The sequence below is a fragment of the Pseudarthrobacter phenanthrenivorans genome (genome assembly GCF_000813845.1).
GTDB classification, from domain to species: Bacteria; Actinomycetota; Actinomycetes; order Actinomycetales; family Micrococcaceae; genus Arthrobacter; species Arthrobacter phenanthrenivorans_B.
In genome coordinates this window covers 1-15146 of record NZ_JWTB01000027.1, presented here as the reverse complement: position 1 = coordinate 15146, position 15146 = coordinate 1, and the positions used below count along the sequence as shown (strand labels likewise).

Below are 15146 nucleotides of genomic sequence, written 5' to 3'. Positions count from 1 at the left end.
CGCTACCCCTCCTGGTTGTAATAGGGCCAGGGAAGGAAGCGGCGCTCACCCCTGCGGTCCGGCCCTTCGAGCGTGACCTTGCCCGTGGCCGCCCATTCGACGCCGCGGGGGAACATTCGGATGAATTCAATCCGCCGGAAGGTGTCGATGTCGTGCCCGATGGTGATGGTGAAGCTGCGGCCGTTGCCGTAGTTGTTGATCCAGGCCAGCGGTTGCAGGGTGTTGATGCCGGGAAGGCCGCTGGGTCCTTCCGGCGGGATGGCCACCGGATAGTGGGACATCGGCCACATGGGTGCTTGCTCGTACGATTCCAGATCATCAAACACTGAGAGAAGCACCTCCGCTCCTTCGTGCAGCTCCACCCCGGTGAGGATGTCATCGCCCGTTACCGTCCAGGTGTTGCTGATGCCCTCGGTGATGGGATGGCGTGGTTCGGCCGTCTGGAGCAGCGCCTCACCCCAGGGGCGGGGGCGCAGGCCGGTGGGAACGCTGAGCTTCGCGCCCCGCATGGTGTTGTACTCCTCGGGATATCCCCAGTCGTCCTCCTGCACGGCAGAGCCGTGGAACCAGACCATGCCCTTGCCGTCTTCGCGGACAAATTTCAGCAGGGCGGCGTCGGTTTCAGCACCGAAGCCCACCGCCTTCTCGTGGTAGCCGTCGCGGCCTTCGAACACCACAATCACAACGTCGTATTTGTCGATCACGCTCGCCCCGAGGCCGCGCGGATCCTCCACCACGCGCACCCGGAACCGGCCGGTGTCTTCCAGTACTGACGTCAGCCACTGGTTGTGCTGGCGGAAGCTGCGGAATTCGTTGTCGTGTTCCCGGGTCATATGCCCGGAGAGGATGAGGGCGTTCAGGATGTCGGTCATGGCACCATTGCCTCGCTTCGGTAGTTTGGAAGAAAGTCTACAAACTTTTGCTGGAATCTAACATAACGATGTTACGCTGGTTCTGCACCTAGAGAGAGTGAGCAATGATGCTTCTCGAAAGAGACCTCATCCAGTCATCCGGCTTCCGCAACGTGCGTGAGGGCGGCAGAATCACGGGCTTCCAGTTCCGGCTCCGGATGCCTTCCTACCGGGGAATGGCAGCCTCCCTGATCGACGGCGTCGCCGTGCGCGTGGGGAACCTCGTGAACGTGCCGGCCGACGTTCCCCGCTGGACCTTCGGCGGCAGGCAGTACTCGCTGCAGGAACTCTGGAACAGCGACGGCGTCCGCTGGCCCCTGGAGGAGGCGGCCCTGGTCACGGTTCCGTTCGACGGCGGCCTTCCGCAGGGAGTCCACGAGCTCAGCATTGAGCTCCGGCTCCGGATGTCCTACATTCCGCTGGAGCACCAGCCCTCCACCTACCGCGTCAGCCGCGCGGTCACCCTCGCCCCCGAGGGCGGCGAGGGCACCTTCCGCTACGGCGTGTCCCTCTACAGCTACATGGACGACTTCGGCACCGTGATGGACCTCGAGACTGCCCTGGCCTCCGTCGCCGACGTCGGGGCCACCGGCGTCGAGATCCTCGGTGAGGCGCACGTGCCGCACTATCCCGAGCCCTCCACCGCCTGGACCGACAACTGGTTCGCGCTCCTGGAGAAGTACTCCCTGGAGCCCACCAACTATGGCTCCTGGATTGATACCCGGCTGCACCCCGGCCGGTCCATGACGGTCACCGAAGGCGCCGCGGCGCTGCAGCGGGACCTGAGGCTTGCCCACCGCCTCGGGTTCAGCTTTGTCCGGCCCAAGATCGGCGTGGTCTCCAGCGACCTGGTTCCGGACCCCATCTGGACCGAATCGGTGGAGCGTTCGCTGGACCTGGCGCATGAACTGGGCGTCATCATCTGCCCCGAAATCCACTCGCCGACCCCCATCAAGCACCCGGTGGTGGACGATTACATCGCCCTCATCGAGCGGACCGGCACCAAGAACTTCGGCCTCCTCATCGACACCGGAATCTTCCAGGACCGCCCCATCCCGCTGCGGCACGGCGAGACCCGCGAAACCCGCCCGGCCTTCCTGGACGGCATTGGCGTCGACCCCGCGGACTTCGCCCAAATTGCCCAGTACGTGGTCTTCATCCAGGCCAAGTTCCACGACATCAACGAACAGCTCGAGGACCAGCAGATTCCATGGCTCCCGGTCCTGAAAGCCCTCAAGGACGCCGGATACACGGGCTACCTCTCCAGCGAGTACGAAGGTGAACGGACCCCCTGGCGGGCGATCGAACAGGTCCGCCGCCAGCACGCGCTGATCCGCCGCATCGCCGGACAACTCGACTGACCACCGCCGCGCCAACATTGAAGAGTGACACCATGCCCAACGGACTTATTGATGATGCAAGCCTGCGCACGCACCCGGACGGTCTCGCGCTGTCCCTGACCATCCCGTGGTACCGGAGCCTGTGGCTCTCCTCGGTATCCAAGCTGACCCTCTCCGTGGATGGACAGGAGGTTCCGCAGGAGGACCTGAGCCTTGAACTGGACGGAACGCGGTACGCGCTGGCTGACCTGCCCGCCCAGAGCGAAACCCTGTGGTACCTCCAGCAGCACCCCCATCTGATTGCCAGGCGCGATACGCCTGTGGTTCTGGGCGAGGTGCACGCTGTTGCGATCAGCGGAGAGCTGAGGCTGCCATACATGCAGATTGCGCCCGGTGAGGAGGGCGGGCCGGGCATGTATGTCCCCAACTTCGTGCGCCAGTCCCTGGAGCTCACGGTGATGGACCGGAACGCGCCGGCACCGGAGCCGGCAGCGGTAACTGCGCCTGCCCCGCAGCGTACCGCGGAAGACCCCTTTAAGCTGGGGCTGACCCTCTACTCAGCAAGCGCCGAATTCCGTGCCGGCTGGTACGACTTCGACGGCCTGCTCAAGCGTGTCGCGGACCTGGGCATCGGCCCCGGCATCGAAATCGTCGCCTCGCAGGTGCTGCCCACGTATCCCGTGGTGGACGACGGGTTCGTGCGCACCTGGAAGGCTGCCTTCGACAAGTATGGCTTCGATGCCAGCTCCTTCGGGGCCAACCTTGACATGGGCCGGCGCCGTGACCGCGACATGACCCCGGACGAGGAATTCGAGTTCACCAGGACCTTGTTCCAAGGCGCCAAGACGCTTGGCTTCCCGCTGGTGCGCATCCAGAGTGCGAAGCCGCAGCTGCTCCGCCGGCTCCTGCCGCTCGCGGAACAGCTGGAACTGAAGCTGGCCTACGAAATCCACGCGCCCCTGGGGCCGAACTCCCCGGAGATCATGAAGGTCCGGGACGTATACGCGGAGCTCGATTCACCCTTGCTGGGGTTCGTGGCCGATTTCTCCTCCACCATGCACAGCATGTCGCCAACGCTGCTGCGGGCCGTCCGCCGTGCAGGCCTTGACGATGAAGCCATCAAGAAGCTGCAGGCCATTTGGGCCACCGATGCCCCCATGCGTGAACGCCAGGAGGAATTCATCGGATACCTGCGCAGCCGGGACTTCGACCCCGGCCGTCTCGGCTCCTTCGCTCACCTGGCCTTCAACATGCACGGCCACGTCCGGCCCGCGGAGTGGGCCGACATCATGCCGCAGATTATGCACGTCCATGCGAAGTTCTACGACATCGACGACGACGGCAATGAGCCGGCGATTGACTACCCGGAGCTGGTCCGCGTCTTTGTCGACGACGGCGGCTACCGCGGGTACTGGTCCAGTGAATGGGAGGGGCACGCCTTCGCCGAACTCGGCGAGGTGGACCCGCTCCTGCTGGTGCGGAAGCAGCACGACCTCATCCGGAAGAGCATGCGGTCCGTGCCGGCGTCCGCCTAGGCGGCATTCGTAGCTGATGGGCCCGGCCGGGGATAAGGCCGGGCCCACGGTCTTTTAAGCTCCTGTGTCCCGGCCGGTGTGCCTAATTCGCCCCCTTGGCAGCCGAAGCTGCCACCACGTCCGCAGCCTCCTTGAACAGGCCGCGCATCCACTCGTGTTCGGAGTCCCGGTCGTGCACAGGATGCCACCACAGGGCGTTGACCAGCGGTGTGGCGTCAAAGGGCAGCGGCAGGATCCGCACACCGTCGAGCTGCAGCGCAAACGGGGCAAGGGCGGACTGGATCAGTCCTATCCGCTGGGTACCGGCCACGAAATGGGGGAGCGACAGGAAACTTTCCACCACCACATCCACCCGCGGCTCAATCCCCAGCTGCTGGATCTGGCGCTGCGCCGAGGTGAAGGCGGACCGGGACTGGTAAGTCATGACCCACGGGAGCTCGGCAATATTGTCCATCGTGATCTGTGTGCCCACGGCGTCGTTGGATGAGGAGACAACGGCAACCCACCCGTCGCGCCAGAGGTCCTGGTACGGCAGCCCGTTGAGGAAGCCATGCGGGATCACCATGCCGTCCACGGAACGAAGCCGGTTGGCGGCATCCTCCACCACCAGGGGGTTATGGAGCATGAACCGGAATCGCACCCCCGGGGCACGCTCGGCCGCAAGCTCCGAGACAGCCCGGCCGATGGTGCTGAAACCGTAGTCCGAACCATAGATGAGGAACTCCCGCTCGGACTCAGCCGGCTCCCAGGTCGCCTGGCTCTCAAAGACACGGCGGGCCGCCTCCAAGGCAGTGGTGGTGTGCTCGGCAAGACGCAGCGCGAAGGGGGTGAGCTCATAGGCATTGCCCCTCCGCGCCAGGATGGGGTCCCCGAAGTGGGACCGCAGCCGCCCCAGGGAAGCGCTCAGCGCCGGCTGGCTCAGGTGCAGCCGCTCGGCCGCGCGGGTCACGCTGCGCTCCGTGATGAGTGCATCGAGCGAAATCAGCAGGTTGAGGTCAAGCCGGGACAGCTGGGAATAGTTCGTCACGGAACAGGTCTTCCACTCGTGAAATACGTCACCCGAGCTTATCAGCGTCGCCGATATGAAGCGGGCTTTGCATCATCTACCACTATGCAAACCGGGTGGATTTGTGCACCACGGCCAGACTTATGTCTGTCATAGCAAAGACTTATGTGCTTTTCCTGCACATCTCCCTCATACTTGAGGGTGACCGGGGTCACCGCTCCCGGATGTTCTTCGACAACGAAGTCTGAAAGGCTGAACATGACACAGCACCGCCGCTCCGCGGGTTTGAAGGTTATCGGCGTCCTCGCCGTCCCCACCATCGCGGCCCTCGCTCTCACCGGCTGCTCAAGCTCTGCCGGCAGCAACTCATCTGCGGGTGGGTCCAAGGAGTTTTCCCTGTCGTTCGCGACATCCAACACCATCGAGAGCCCCTTCCAGGTGTTGGCAGAGGACTACATGAAGTCGCACCCGGACGTGAAGATCACGTTCAACCCGCAGCCGAACGACTCGTATGACCAGACCCTGCGGACCCAGCTCCAGGCCGGGAACGCCTCGGACATCGTGGTCACCACCCCCGGTTCCGGCCAGGGACGCAGCATCCTGCCCCTCGCTGAGGCCGGCTTCCTCGAGCCGCTGGACGACGCCGCCAAGAAGCTGGTTCCCGAAGGAAGCGCCACCCTTTTTGGCAAGGATGACAAAGTCTACGGCCAGGCCGCGGAAATCACCGTTGTTGGCCTGGTTGCGAACGAGACGGCCGCGAAGGCTTCGGGCGTTGCCGACTTCCCGTCGGACTTCGCCTCGCTGGAACAGCAGTGCAAGACCCTGCAATCCAACGGCAAGTCCTTCTTCGCCGTTGCCGGGTCGGCCGCCCCCAACACTGGCCTGATGGCAATGTCGCTGGCGGGATCCCGGGTGTACGCCGAGGACCCGAAGTGGAACGAAAAGCGGGCAGCCAACCAGACCACTTTCGCCGGCTCTGACGGCTGGAAGTCGGCCCTCGAAGCCGTCACCAAACTCAATGACGCCGGCTGCTTCCAGCAGGGCGTCGCGGGTGCAGGCTTTGACGCCATCACCCAGGGCCTGGCCACCGGAACTTCGCTTGCCGGCTTCATTCCCGCTCCCAGCTGGAAGCAGCTGAAGTCGGCGGCAGCCGGCTCGGACTTCGATGTCCGCGCACTGCCTGCGGCGAAGGACGACAAGCCCTTCACCTACGCAAGCGCCAACTACGCGTTCTCGATCAACGCTGCTTCCAAGAACAAGGACGCCGCCAGGGCCTTCCTCGACTGGGCAGCCGAGCCTGAACAGACCAAGGCCTTCGCAGAAATCGACGGCGCCCTGCCGGTCAGCGGCCTGGACAGCTACGACTTCAGCAGCGGAGCCTACAAGAATGTCGCCGACCTCATCAAGGGTGGAAAGTACGGTCCGCTGCCGAACACCCAGTGGCCCAACTCGGCGGTCTACGACGCCCTCGCGTCCGGCGTGCAGGGGCTGATCACCGGCCAGAAGACGGTGGACCAGGTCCTTCAGGCCATGGACGCCGCCTGGGGACAGTAAAGCCCGCCGACAACCACGTTCCGACGACTCAAAGGGACAAGCAAGGAATACCATGACTGCGACGATGCAACCCAAGAGCGAAGCAGCTGAAGCACCCCGGCGAGGCAGGCGCGTACCGGGGGCGGGCAAGACCGCCCGCCCCCGGTCCCGCTCCATGGAGTTCGGACACTGGTGGTGGGCACTCCCCGGAATCGCCCTCGTGGTGGCCATCCACTACGTGGCCACCGGAATTGGCGGCTTCTTTGCCTTCACCAACTGGACCGGGATCGGATCCTTCAAGATCACCGGGTGGCAGAACTTTGAGGTGATCTTCAAGGACCCCACCAAGGTCGGCGCCCTTTCCAACACCCTGTTCCTGGCCTTCGGCTCGGTGCTGCTCGGCAACATTGCCGGGCTGGTGATCGCCTTGGGACTGAACCGCGTCCTCAAGACGCGCTACATCCTGCGCACACTCTTCTTCATGCCCGTGGTGCTCAGTCCCCTTGCCACCGCCTACATCTGGAAATACATCTTCGATTTCAACGGTCCCATCAACGTCATCCTCAAGTCGATCGGCGCAGGCGGGCTGGCGAAGCCCTGGCTTGCCGATCCGCAGTGGGCCATCTGGACCGTCCTGGTGGTGCTGGTCTGGTCCTCCACCGGCTTTGCCATGGTGATCTTCATGGCGGGCCTGGCCGGAGTTCCGGTTGAAGTGGAGGAGGCGGCCGCCATCGACGGCGCCAACCTGTGGCAGCGCTTCGTCAACGTCACGCTGCCGGCGATCCGCCCCGCCGTCGCCATCGCCACCACGCTGGGCATTGTGCAGGGCCTCCGGGTCTTCGACCCCATCATGGCGCTCACCGGCGGCGGTCCCGCCGGTGCAACCGAAACGCTGGCCACCCAGGTCTACAAGCAGGCGTTCGCGCTGGGCAACTTTGGCGGCGGCGCCGCCCTGGCCCTGGTGCTTGCCGCGATCATCCTGATCTTCGCCGTTCTTCAGCAGCGGCTGACGCGATCGAACCCGGAGGACTAACCCATGTTCCGCTACAGCAAACTGACCCTGCTCCGGGAAATCGGCCTCTGGGCCCTGGCCCTGGTCTTCCTCGCCCCGTTCTACTTCCTGGTGACCACCGCTTTGAAGCCTGACAGCGAAATGTACACCACCTCCGCCCTGGCGCTCCCCGCCAACCCGGACTTCAGCAACTTCGTCAAAGTCCTCACGGCCACAGGCAACTCAAACGTCGTCGCAGGCCTGGTCAACAGCATCATCATCACCGCCGGAAGCATCGTCGGGCTGATCGCGCTCGGGTCCATTACGGGCTACGTCATTTCCCGCAGCACCCGCCGCTGGAGCAAAGCGGCCTACTACCTCTTCCTGGTGGCCATCATTCTTCCGGGCCAGCTCGGCGCCGTGCCGCTGTACATGGGCGCCCGTTCCCTCGGCCTGACGGGATCAGCCTGGGGCCTGATCGTGCTGTACACCGGCATGCTCCTGCCGCTGTCGATCTTCCTGTACGCGAACTTTTTCCGCGGCCTGGGGACGGACTACGAGGAAGCCGCCACGATCGACGGCGCCACCAAGACGCAGATCTTTTCCAAGGTGGTGTTCCCCATGATGGCTCCCGCCACTGGAACGGTCACCATCTTCGCCGGGCTCATCGTGTGGAATGACTTCTTCACGTCACTGATCTTCCTGGGCGGGTCCGCCAACCAGACCCTGCCGGTGGCCATGTACTACTTCATCGGCTCATTGGTATCGAAGTGGAACTCCATCTTCGCCATCGTCATCGTGTCGATGATCCCCATCCTGGCCTTGTTCCTGTTCGCGCAGAAGCGCTTCATCCAGGGCTTCTCCGGCGGCCTTAAAGGCTGATCCGCCATGACTGACAACCGCGCGGCGTTCGAACGCTTCGTGGAGATCTTCTACACCCAAAAACGGGTGCGGGAAGCCTTCGAATTCCTCGTCGCAGACGATTACCGCCAACACAATCCCACCATCGGCGACGGCCCCGAAGAGGCTATCCGGATGCTGGCGCCCAAATTCGACGGCTCCCCGGACTCCCGCTTCGAGGTCCAGCGGATCCTGGTGGACGGCGACCTGGCCATGGTCCACATACGTGCGTCGGGCCCCGGACGCCCGGATGCCGCCGTCGCCGACATTTACCGCTTCGAGGGCGGCCGGATCGTGGAGCACTGGGACGTACTCCAGCCGGTCCCTGACCGGCCCGTCCACGACCATCCCATGTTCTAGAGCACTTCAACTTTCCAAGGAGTAAACCATGTACCAGCTTGCACCCAACATCGACCTGCTGTTCGCCGAGGCCGGGGAGGCCCCCGACCGCGTCCGCGCCGCCGCGGCCGCAGGCTTCGACGCCGTGGAGATGTGGGGGCCCACGGGCAAGGACATCGCGGCGCTCAAGGCGGCACTTGAGGAAACCGGCGTCCAGCTCACCGCCCAGCTGGCGGAGCCGCGGATGCAGTTCATGATCCCGCCCAAGGACCACGCGCCCTTCTACACGGGGCTGGACGCGGGCGTGGACGTGGCCCGCCAGCTCGGTTGCCCCCGGATCGTCGTGGGCAGCGGCACCGGTTTCGGCGGCCGGAAGCGGCAGGACCAGCTGGATGAGCTGATCGAGATCTTCACCAAGGGCGTGGCCCACATTGAGGGTTCCGGCATCACACTGGTCCTCGAACCGGTGAACATCCGGGTGGACCACCCCGGTGCACTCCTGGACCGCACCTCGGAGGCGGTTTACGTGGCCAAGGGCGTCAATTCGCCCAACTTCGGCGTCCTCTACGACCTCTACCACTCCACGGTTGAAGGCGAGGACGTGGCCGCCGAGCTGGCCAACGCCGGAGACCTCGTCAAGTACGTGCAGATTGCCGACGCCCCGGGCCGCGGCGAGCCCGGCTCCGGATCCATCGACTGGGCCGCCCGCCTGGGTGACCTGCGCAGCAGCGGTTATGCAGGCCCCATCGGGCTTGAGTACTACCCCACCATTGATTCGGCCAAGTCCGTCCGGCGCATCCAGGAACTGGTGGCAGGCAAGTGAGCACCGGCCGCTACCCCGGATCCGTGGATGTCGCCATCGTCGGCAGCGGCCCCACGGCCTCGGCCTACGCCCGGATCCTCAGTGAGGAAGCTCCCGGAGCCACCATCGCGATGTTCGAGGTGGGCCCCACGGTCAGCAACCCGCCCGGCGCCCACGTCAAGAACATCGAGGATCCGGACAGCAGAAGCCTCGCCCAGCGTGCATCGGAAGGCCCCGGCGCGGGCGCCGAGACGGTAAGTTCTCCCGGCGCCGTCAAGAGCGGGGAGCGGAGGGCAAGGCCGGGAACGTACCTGTTGCAGGACGGCTACTCTTTCCCCGGTGAGGACGGCATGCCCGTCGCGGCCATGTCCAGCAACGTGGGCGGCATGGCCGCACACTGGACCGCCGCGTGCCCCCGGCCCGGCGGCAAGGAGCGGATTCCGTTCCTTCCGGACCTGGACGAACTCCTTGCGGACGCGGACCGGCTCCTCGGCGTCACCACGCACGCCTTCGACGGTGCGCCCTTTTCCGATCTCGTCCGGACGCGCCTGTCCGCCGTGGTGGACGCCGGCCGGGCACCCGCCTATCGCGTCCAGCCCATGCCCCTCGCCGTCCACCGGCGCGCGGACGGGCGCCTGTTATGGTCCGGCTCCGACGTCGTCATGGGGGATGTCACCCGGGAAAACCCGCAGTTTGAACTTTTTGATGAGTCGTTGGTGACCCGTGTACTGGTCGAGGGCGGCATCGCCGCCGGCGTTGAAGTCCATGACCGCCGCCGTGGCACCACCCACCGGGTGGGGGCCCGCTACGTCGTGGTGGGTGCCGATGCCCTGCGTACCCCCCAGTTGTTGTGGGCTTCGGGCATCCGGCCGGACGCACTGGGGCGCTACCTGAACGACCAGGCCCAGGTGGTGTTCGCCAGCAGGCTGCGGGACGTCACCGCCCCGAAGGGGCCGGCCACCGCCAACGGCGCACTCAGTGAACAGAGCGGGGTGGCCTGGGTTCCCTACACCGACGAGGCTCCCTTCCATGGCCAGATCATGCAGCTGGACGCATCGCCCGTCCCGCTGGCGGACGATGACCCCGTTGTGCCGGGCTCCATCGTGGGGCTGGGGCTGTTCTGCGCCAAGGACCTGCAGCGCGAGGACCGGGTGGCATTCGACGACGGTGCCAGCGACTCCTACGGCATGCCCGCCATGAGGATCCACTACCGCCTCACCGGGCGGGACCGTGAGGTGCTGGAGCGCGCCAAAAAGGAGATAGTCCGCCTGGGCAAGGCGGTCGGTGAGCCGCTGGACGAGCGTCCATTCGTCCTCCCGCCGGGATCGTCGCTGCACTACCAGGGCACCACGCGGATGGGCGTGGCGGACGACGGCGAGAGCGTCTGCTCGCCCGACAGCCAGGTATGGCAGGTCCCCGGCCTCTTCGTGGCCGGCAATGGCGTCATTCCCACCCCCACCGCATGCAACCCCACGCTCACGGCAGTAGCGCTCGCGGTGCGGGGGGCCAGGAGGATCGCCGCCGGGATCGGCAGCGCTTTACTTATGTCAGAATCAGACAATACAATGTCTAAATAATGAAGAAGAGGCATCACGCCACTTTTCCACGCAAGTACAGGCAAGGAATGCCGCAGACAAGGAGGTCGCGATGATCGCCGACCGCATCATTGAGCAGGGAACACTGACCACCGGCAGTGGCCGGACCGCCGTCGAAGTCCGCATCCCCTGGTACCGGGCCCTTCCCGGGTCCTGCATTGCAGGGGCGGCCCTGACGGTGGACGGCGTCGCCGCCCCGAAAGAGTCGCTGCGCTGGACCATGAACAACCGCACCTTCAGCTTCGATGAGCTGGTGGACGAAACCGGTGAGTGGTGGTTCCCGCTGGACTCGGCCGTCCTTTCCGGCGATCTTCCGGTTGCGGACGACCAGGCGGAGCACGAGGTCCGCGTGGACCTGAAGCTCTACATCCCCTACATCATCACCGACCACGGCGTGCTGCACATCGAAGAGCACGACACTAAAACCATGAAGGTGGCACAGCGATGACCAGCCCCGGCACGCCCATCCAGGGCGTCACCCTCTACAGCTTCACCCGGGCCTTCCACGGCCGGCAGTACGACCTTGACGGCCTGATCCGAAAGGTGGCGGCAGAGGGTTTCGGCCCGGGGCTCGAAATCATCGGCTTCTCCAGCCTCCGCGGCTTTCCGGACCGCGTCGACGATGCCTTTGTGGGCCATTTCCGGGACCTCGTGGAAGAGGTGGACCTGGTCCCTACCTCGCTCGCCGTCAATGTGGACACGGGAATCCGGCGCGACCGGCTGATGAACCACGACGAGCTTGTGGAGTACATGCGCAAGCAGATCGAAATGGCCGCCAGGCTCGGTTTCCCGATTGCCCGCGTGCAGATCTCGCTGACTCCGGACGCCATGGAGAGCCTGCTGCCCGTCGCTGAGCAGTATGGTGTGACCCTTGCCCTGGAAGTCCACGCCGACCAGCACGGCGCGCACGAGCGTGTCCTTGCCCTGCGGGACCGGTACGAAAAACTCAACTCCCCGCTGCTGGGATTCACCGCCGACTGGGGTGCCACCGTCACCGGTTTTGCTCCCTCCCTCCTCGAGGCCTACCGCCGCCGCGGTGCCTCCGAGGATCTGCTCCGGCAGGTAGTGGAGCTGTGGGACGGCTTTTACGCCGAGGGCCCGCCCAACACCCAGAAGGTCCACGGCGAACGGTTCGGCGCCTTCATCGGCCTCGCCGCCCGGAACGGCAGGCCGGACCTGGGCATCGACTTCGGGATCAACGGCACGGGCCTGTTCGGGCCGGCCCCGATCGACACCTGGCTGGAAATCATGCCGTGGGTCCGCCACGTGCACGGCAAGTTCTTCGGCATCGACGAGAACGGCGAGGAGCCCTCGGTTCCGGTACGGGACCTGGTCCGGCAGCTGGTGGAAAACGGCTATTCCGGCGCCATTTCCAGCGAATACGAAGGCTGGCACTGGAACAACTGGCAGGACCCGTTCGAGATCATCCGCGGCGAACAGGCCGTCCAGCGCTCAGCAGCGGCCAACGCCGGTTCCGCCATGATCACCGACGCAACAGAGGCCCGCCGCATCCTCAGCAGCCACCTCGCCCAACCCGTCCGCGGCTAAAGCAAAAGGAATTAAGACATGTCAGAAGGCATCGCAGGCTCAGGCATTGAGCTTGGCATTACCCTTTATTCGCTTACCTCCGAATTCGCTGCCGGGCTTTACACGCCCGAGACGATGATCAAGGCGGTGGCCGATGAAGGCCTCGGCCCCGGCGTCGAATTCAACATCGCCCAGATGCTGCGCACCTATCCCGACGTCGACGCCGACTTCGTCAAGCTTTGGCGCGACAGCATGGACCGCTACGGCCTGACCCCCAGCGCCGTCGGCACCAACCTGGACATGGGCCGCCGCAAGGACCGGGACATGACCCCGGACGAGGAGTTCGACTTCTTCGCCAGGCAGCTCAAGACGGCCAACACGCTCGGCTTCCACAAGATCGTCATCCGGTCCGCCGGCAAGGAACTGCTGCGCCGCCTCCTGCCGCTGGCCGAAAAGTACGACCAGAAACTGGGCTACGAAATCCACGCCCCGCAGGGCCCGAACGACCCCAAGATCCTCCAGATCCGCGAGATGTACGAGGAACTCGGCAGCGACCGGCTGGGTTTCACCGCCGACTTCAGCTCCACCATGCACAGCCTGTCACCCACCCTGTTCCGCACCCTGACCCAGATGGGCCTGCCGGAAGAACACTTCGCTGTCATGCAGGACATCTGGCGCAAGCCGCTGCCCATGCAGGAACGGAACCAGGAGTTCGAGGACTACCTGCGCGCCAACAACTTCGATCCCGCGCGGCTGGGTCCCTTCACGCGGCTGGCCTTCAACATGCACGGCCTGGTTCCGCCGGAGGAATGGCTGGACATCATGCCGCAGATGTTCCACGTCCACGCCAAGTTCTACGACATCGACGAAAACGGCAATGAGCCCGCCATGGACATCCCGCGGATCGTGCGCCAGTTCGTCAAGGGCGGTTACACCGGCTTCCTGTCCAGCGAATGGGAGGGGCACGCCTTCGCCGACCTCGGCGAATCGGACCCGATCGAGCTGGTCAAGAAGCAGCATGCACTCATGCGGCGCGCCATCGAAGAGTCCGTGGTACCGGCCTAAGGAGACCCATGCCTGCAATCGATACAGACTTTACGGCAGAGGTGGAGCGGCTCCGGGGCGAACTGGCCGAAGCCCTGAAATTGGCCCGCAGGGCCAATGACCGGGGCGACATCGAGAACCTGTTCAACCGCTATATGTACCTCCACAATGCCTTTGAGGATGAACAAATCATCCCGCTGTGGGTCAAGCCGGGTACCCCCGGCATCCGGGCGAGGTACACCAACGCCGGCCAGTACACGGACCATGACAGCGTCATCCGCTACCACCAGGACCGTCCGCGGCCCGAGGGCAAGCTGATCCTGCACTACACCACCACGCCCGTCATCGAGGTGGCCGCGGATGGCAACACCGCCAAGGGCGTCTGGATCATGGCCGGCAACGAGTCCGGCCTGACCGACCCGGAAGTGGCCAAGGACAGCCCGGACTACATGTACTCGCCGGGGGAGGTACAGGGCAAGAAGGTCTGGGCCCACTGGGTCTGGTGCAAGTACGCGGTGGACTTCCTGCGCCAGGACGGCGAATGGAAGATCTGGAAGTTCCGCTGCTACGAGCTCCTCCGTGCACCTTTTGAGGAAAACTGGATCAGTTTTGCCGGGAAGAACCAGCACGCCTTCGCGCTGGACCTTATGTACTTCGGCGACGATGGCAAGCCCGTCTTCATGCCTCCGGCGGACGAGCCCGTCCCCAGTGAATACCACCCCTATCATCCGTCGGCCAGGCAGACGCTGGAACCGCAGCCGCCAGTGCCCCACCAGACATTCGTCGAGACCTTCGAGTAAGGACCATCATGGCAACCCACAACTCCCTGTTCCAGGACGCTGACGTCCGCCGGCACCCCGAGGGCATCTCCGTCTCCGTACAGCTGCCCTGGTACCGCAGCCTCTGGCTGTCCGCCGTCGACGATGTGGCGGCCACTGTCGACGGGAAAGAAATCCCCAAGGAATCACTCCGCTTCGAACTTCAGGGCAACTCCTATTCCATCGCCGAGCTTCCGGACCAGTGGGAGACCCTGTGGTTCGTCGCCGACAAGCCGGAGATCATTATCCCGCTGGACCGTGTCCCGGAGGCCGGCGAGGAAATCGACGTCGAAGTGATCCTGACCCTTCGCCTCCTGTACATGCAGATCGCCCCCATGCGCTACGTGGGCAACCGGGTGGCCGTCGAGCGCAAGGTAGTGCTGGCATGACACGCCTCCGCGTAGCCATGATCGGCTACGGCTTTATGGGAGCGGCCCATTCGCAGGGCTGGCGCACCGCCCCGCGGGTCTTCGACCTGCCGGCAGAGCCGGAGATGGCCGTCCTCGTGGGGCGCAACGCGGAGGCGGTGGCAGCCGCCGCGCAGAAGTGGGGATGGGCTGAGTCGGCCACCGACTGGCGCGAGGTGGTGGCCCGGGACGATATCGACGTCGTCGACATTGTCACACCCGGTGACTCGCACGCCGAGATCGCCATCGCAGCGCTCGAAGCGGGCAAGCACGTGCTGTGCGAGAAGCCGCTCGCCAACACGGTGGCCGAAGCCGAGTCGATGGCGGAGGCGGCTGGAAAGGCGGCGGCACTGGGAATCCGCGCCATGGTGGGCTTCACCTACCGGCGGGTCCCCCCC

16 protein-coding genes are annotated in these 15146 nt (G+C 65.0%); 14 read left to right on the top strand and 2 right to left on the bottom strand.

The features are described from left to right. Positions 1-2: 2 nt before the first annotated feature. The gene (locus RM50_RS14130; protein WP_043453854.1) at positions 3-872 is read right to left on the bottom strand and encodes a ThuA domain-containing protein; all 870 of its coding nucleotides are present in this window, start codon (positions 870-872) and stop codon (positions 3-5) included. 107 nt (positions 873-979) lie between these two features. Between RM50_RS14130 and RM50_RS14125 the strand changes: the two genes are divergently transcribed. After that, positions 980-2272, top strand: a complete 1293-nt coding sequence (locus tag RM50_RS14125; protein ID WP_043454005.1) for a C-glycoside deglycosidase beta subunit domain-containing protein — start codon at positions 980-982, stop codon at positions 2270-2272. Positions 2273-2304: 32 nt separating this feature from the next. Then, positions 2305-3786, top strand: coding sequence for a C-glycoside deglycosidase beta subunit domain-containing protein (locus RM50_RS14120; RefSeq protein WP_043453852.1), 1482 nt, complete (start codon positions 2305-2307; stop codon positions 3784-3786). A gap of 82 nt (positions 3787-3868) precedes the next feature. Here RM50_RS14120 and RM50_RS14115 read toward each other — a convergent pair whose 3' ends face one another. Continuing rightward, positions 3869-4813, bottom strand: coding sequence for a LysR family transcriptional regulator (locus tag RM50_RS14115; protein ID WP_043453850.1), 945 nt, complete (start codon positions 4811-4813; stop codon positions 3869-3871). A gap of 237 nt (positions 4814-5050) precedes the next feature. On the opposite strand from RM50_RS14115, the gene RM50_RS14110 reads away from it, so the two are divergent. From RM50_RS14110 to RM50_RS14055, 12 genes are all read left to right on the top strand, one after another. Next, the gene (locus tag RM50_RS14110; RefSeq protein WP_043453847.1) at positions 5051-6346 is read left to right on the top strand and encodes an extracellular solute-binding protein; all 1296 of its coding nucleotides are present in this window, start codon (positions 5051-5053) and stop codon (positions 6344-6346) included. Between the two features lie 52 nt (positions 6347-6398). After that, the gene (locus RM50_RS14105) at positions 6399-7358 is read left to right on the top strand and encodes a carbohydrate ABC transporter permease (RefSeq protein ID WP_043453845.1); all 960 of its coding nucleotides are present in this window, start codon (positions 6399-6401) and stop codon (positions 7356-7358) included. Between the two features lie 3 nt (positions 7359-7361). After that, complete coding sequence (locus tag RM50_RS14100) at positions 7362-8198, top strand: carbohydrate ABC transporter permease (RefSeq protein WP_043453843.1); 837 nt, start codon at positions 7362-7364, stop codon at positions 8196-8198. Between the two features lie 6 nt (positions 8199-8204). Further along, a complete protein-coding gene (locus RM50_RS14095) occupies positions 8205-8576 on the top strand; it encodes a nuclear transport factor 2 family protein (RefSeq protein WP_052260242.1) in 372 nt (123 codons plus the stop codon). A 28-nt stretch (positions 8577-8604) separates the two neighbouring features. Further along, entirely contained in the window at positions 8605-9378 is a 774-nt protein-coding gene (locus RM50_RS14090; protein ID WP_043453841.1) for a TIM barrel protein, read from the top strand. Continuing rightward, positions 9375-10934, top strand: coding sequence for a GMC oxidoreductase (locus RM50_RS14085; RefSeq protein ID WP_043453839.1), 1560 nt, complete (start codon positions 9375-9377; stop codon positions 10932-10934). Before RM50_RS14090 ends, RM50_RS14085 begins: the two co-directional genes overlap by 4 nt. Positions 10935-11004: 70 nt before the next feature. Then, entirely contained in the window at positions 11005-11400 is a 396-nt protein-coding gene (locus tag RM50_RS14080) for a C-glycoside deglycosidase beta subunit domain-containing protein (protein ID WP_043453838.1), read from the top strand. Continuing rightward, positions 11397-12500: a sugar phosphate isomerase/epimerase family protein gene (locus RM50_RS14075; protein ID WP_043453836.1), complete on the top strand. Its 1104-nt coding sequence runs from the start codon at positions 11397-11399 to the stop codon at positions 12498-12500. The genes RM50_RS14080 and RM50_RS14075 overlap by 4 nt, the downstream gene beginning before the upstream one ends. A gap of 18 nt (positions 12501-12518) precedes the next feature. Continuing rightward, positions 12519-13544, top strand: coding sequence for a sugar phosphate isomerase/epimerase family protein (locus RM50_RS14070; protein WP_043453833.1), 1026 nt, complete (start codon positions 12519-12521; stop codon positions 13542-13544). 8 nt (positions 13545-13552) lie between these two features. Then, entirely contained in the window at positions 13553-14323 is a 771-nt protein-coding gene (locus RM50_RS14065; RefSeq protein WP_043453830.1) for a nuclear transport factor 2 family protein, read from the top strand. 8 nt (positions 14324-14331) lie between these two features. Continuing rightward, entirely contained in the window at positions 14332-14730 is a 399-nt protein-coding gene (locus tag RM50_RS14060) for a C-glycoside deglycosidase beta subunit domain-containing protein (protein WP_043453827.1), read from the top strand. Next, on the top strand, positions 14727-15146 hold a 420-nt coding region (locus RM50_RS14055; RefSeq protein WP_043453999.1), incomplete at its 3' end, for a Gfo/Idh/MocA family protein. The genes RM50_RS14060 and RM50_RS14055, both read left to right, overlap by 4 nt.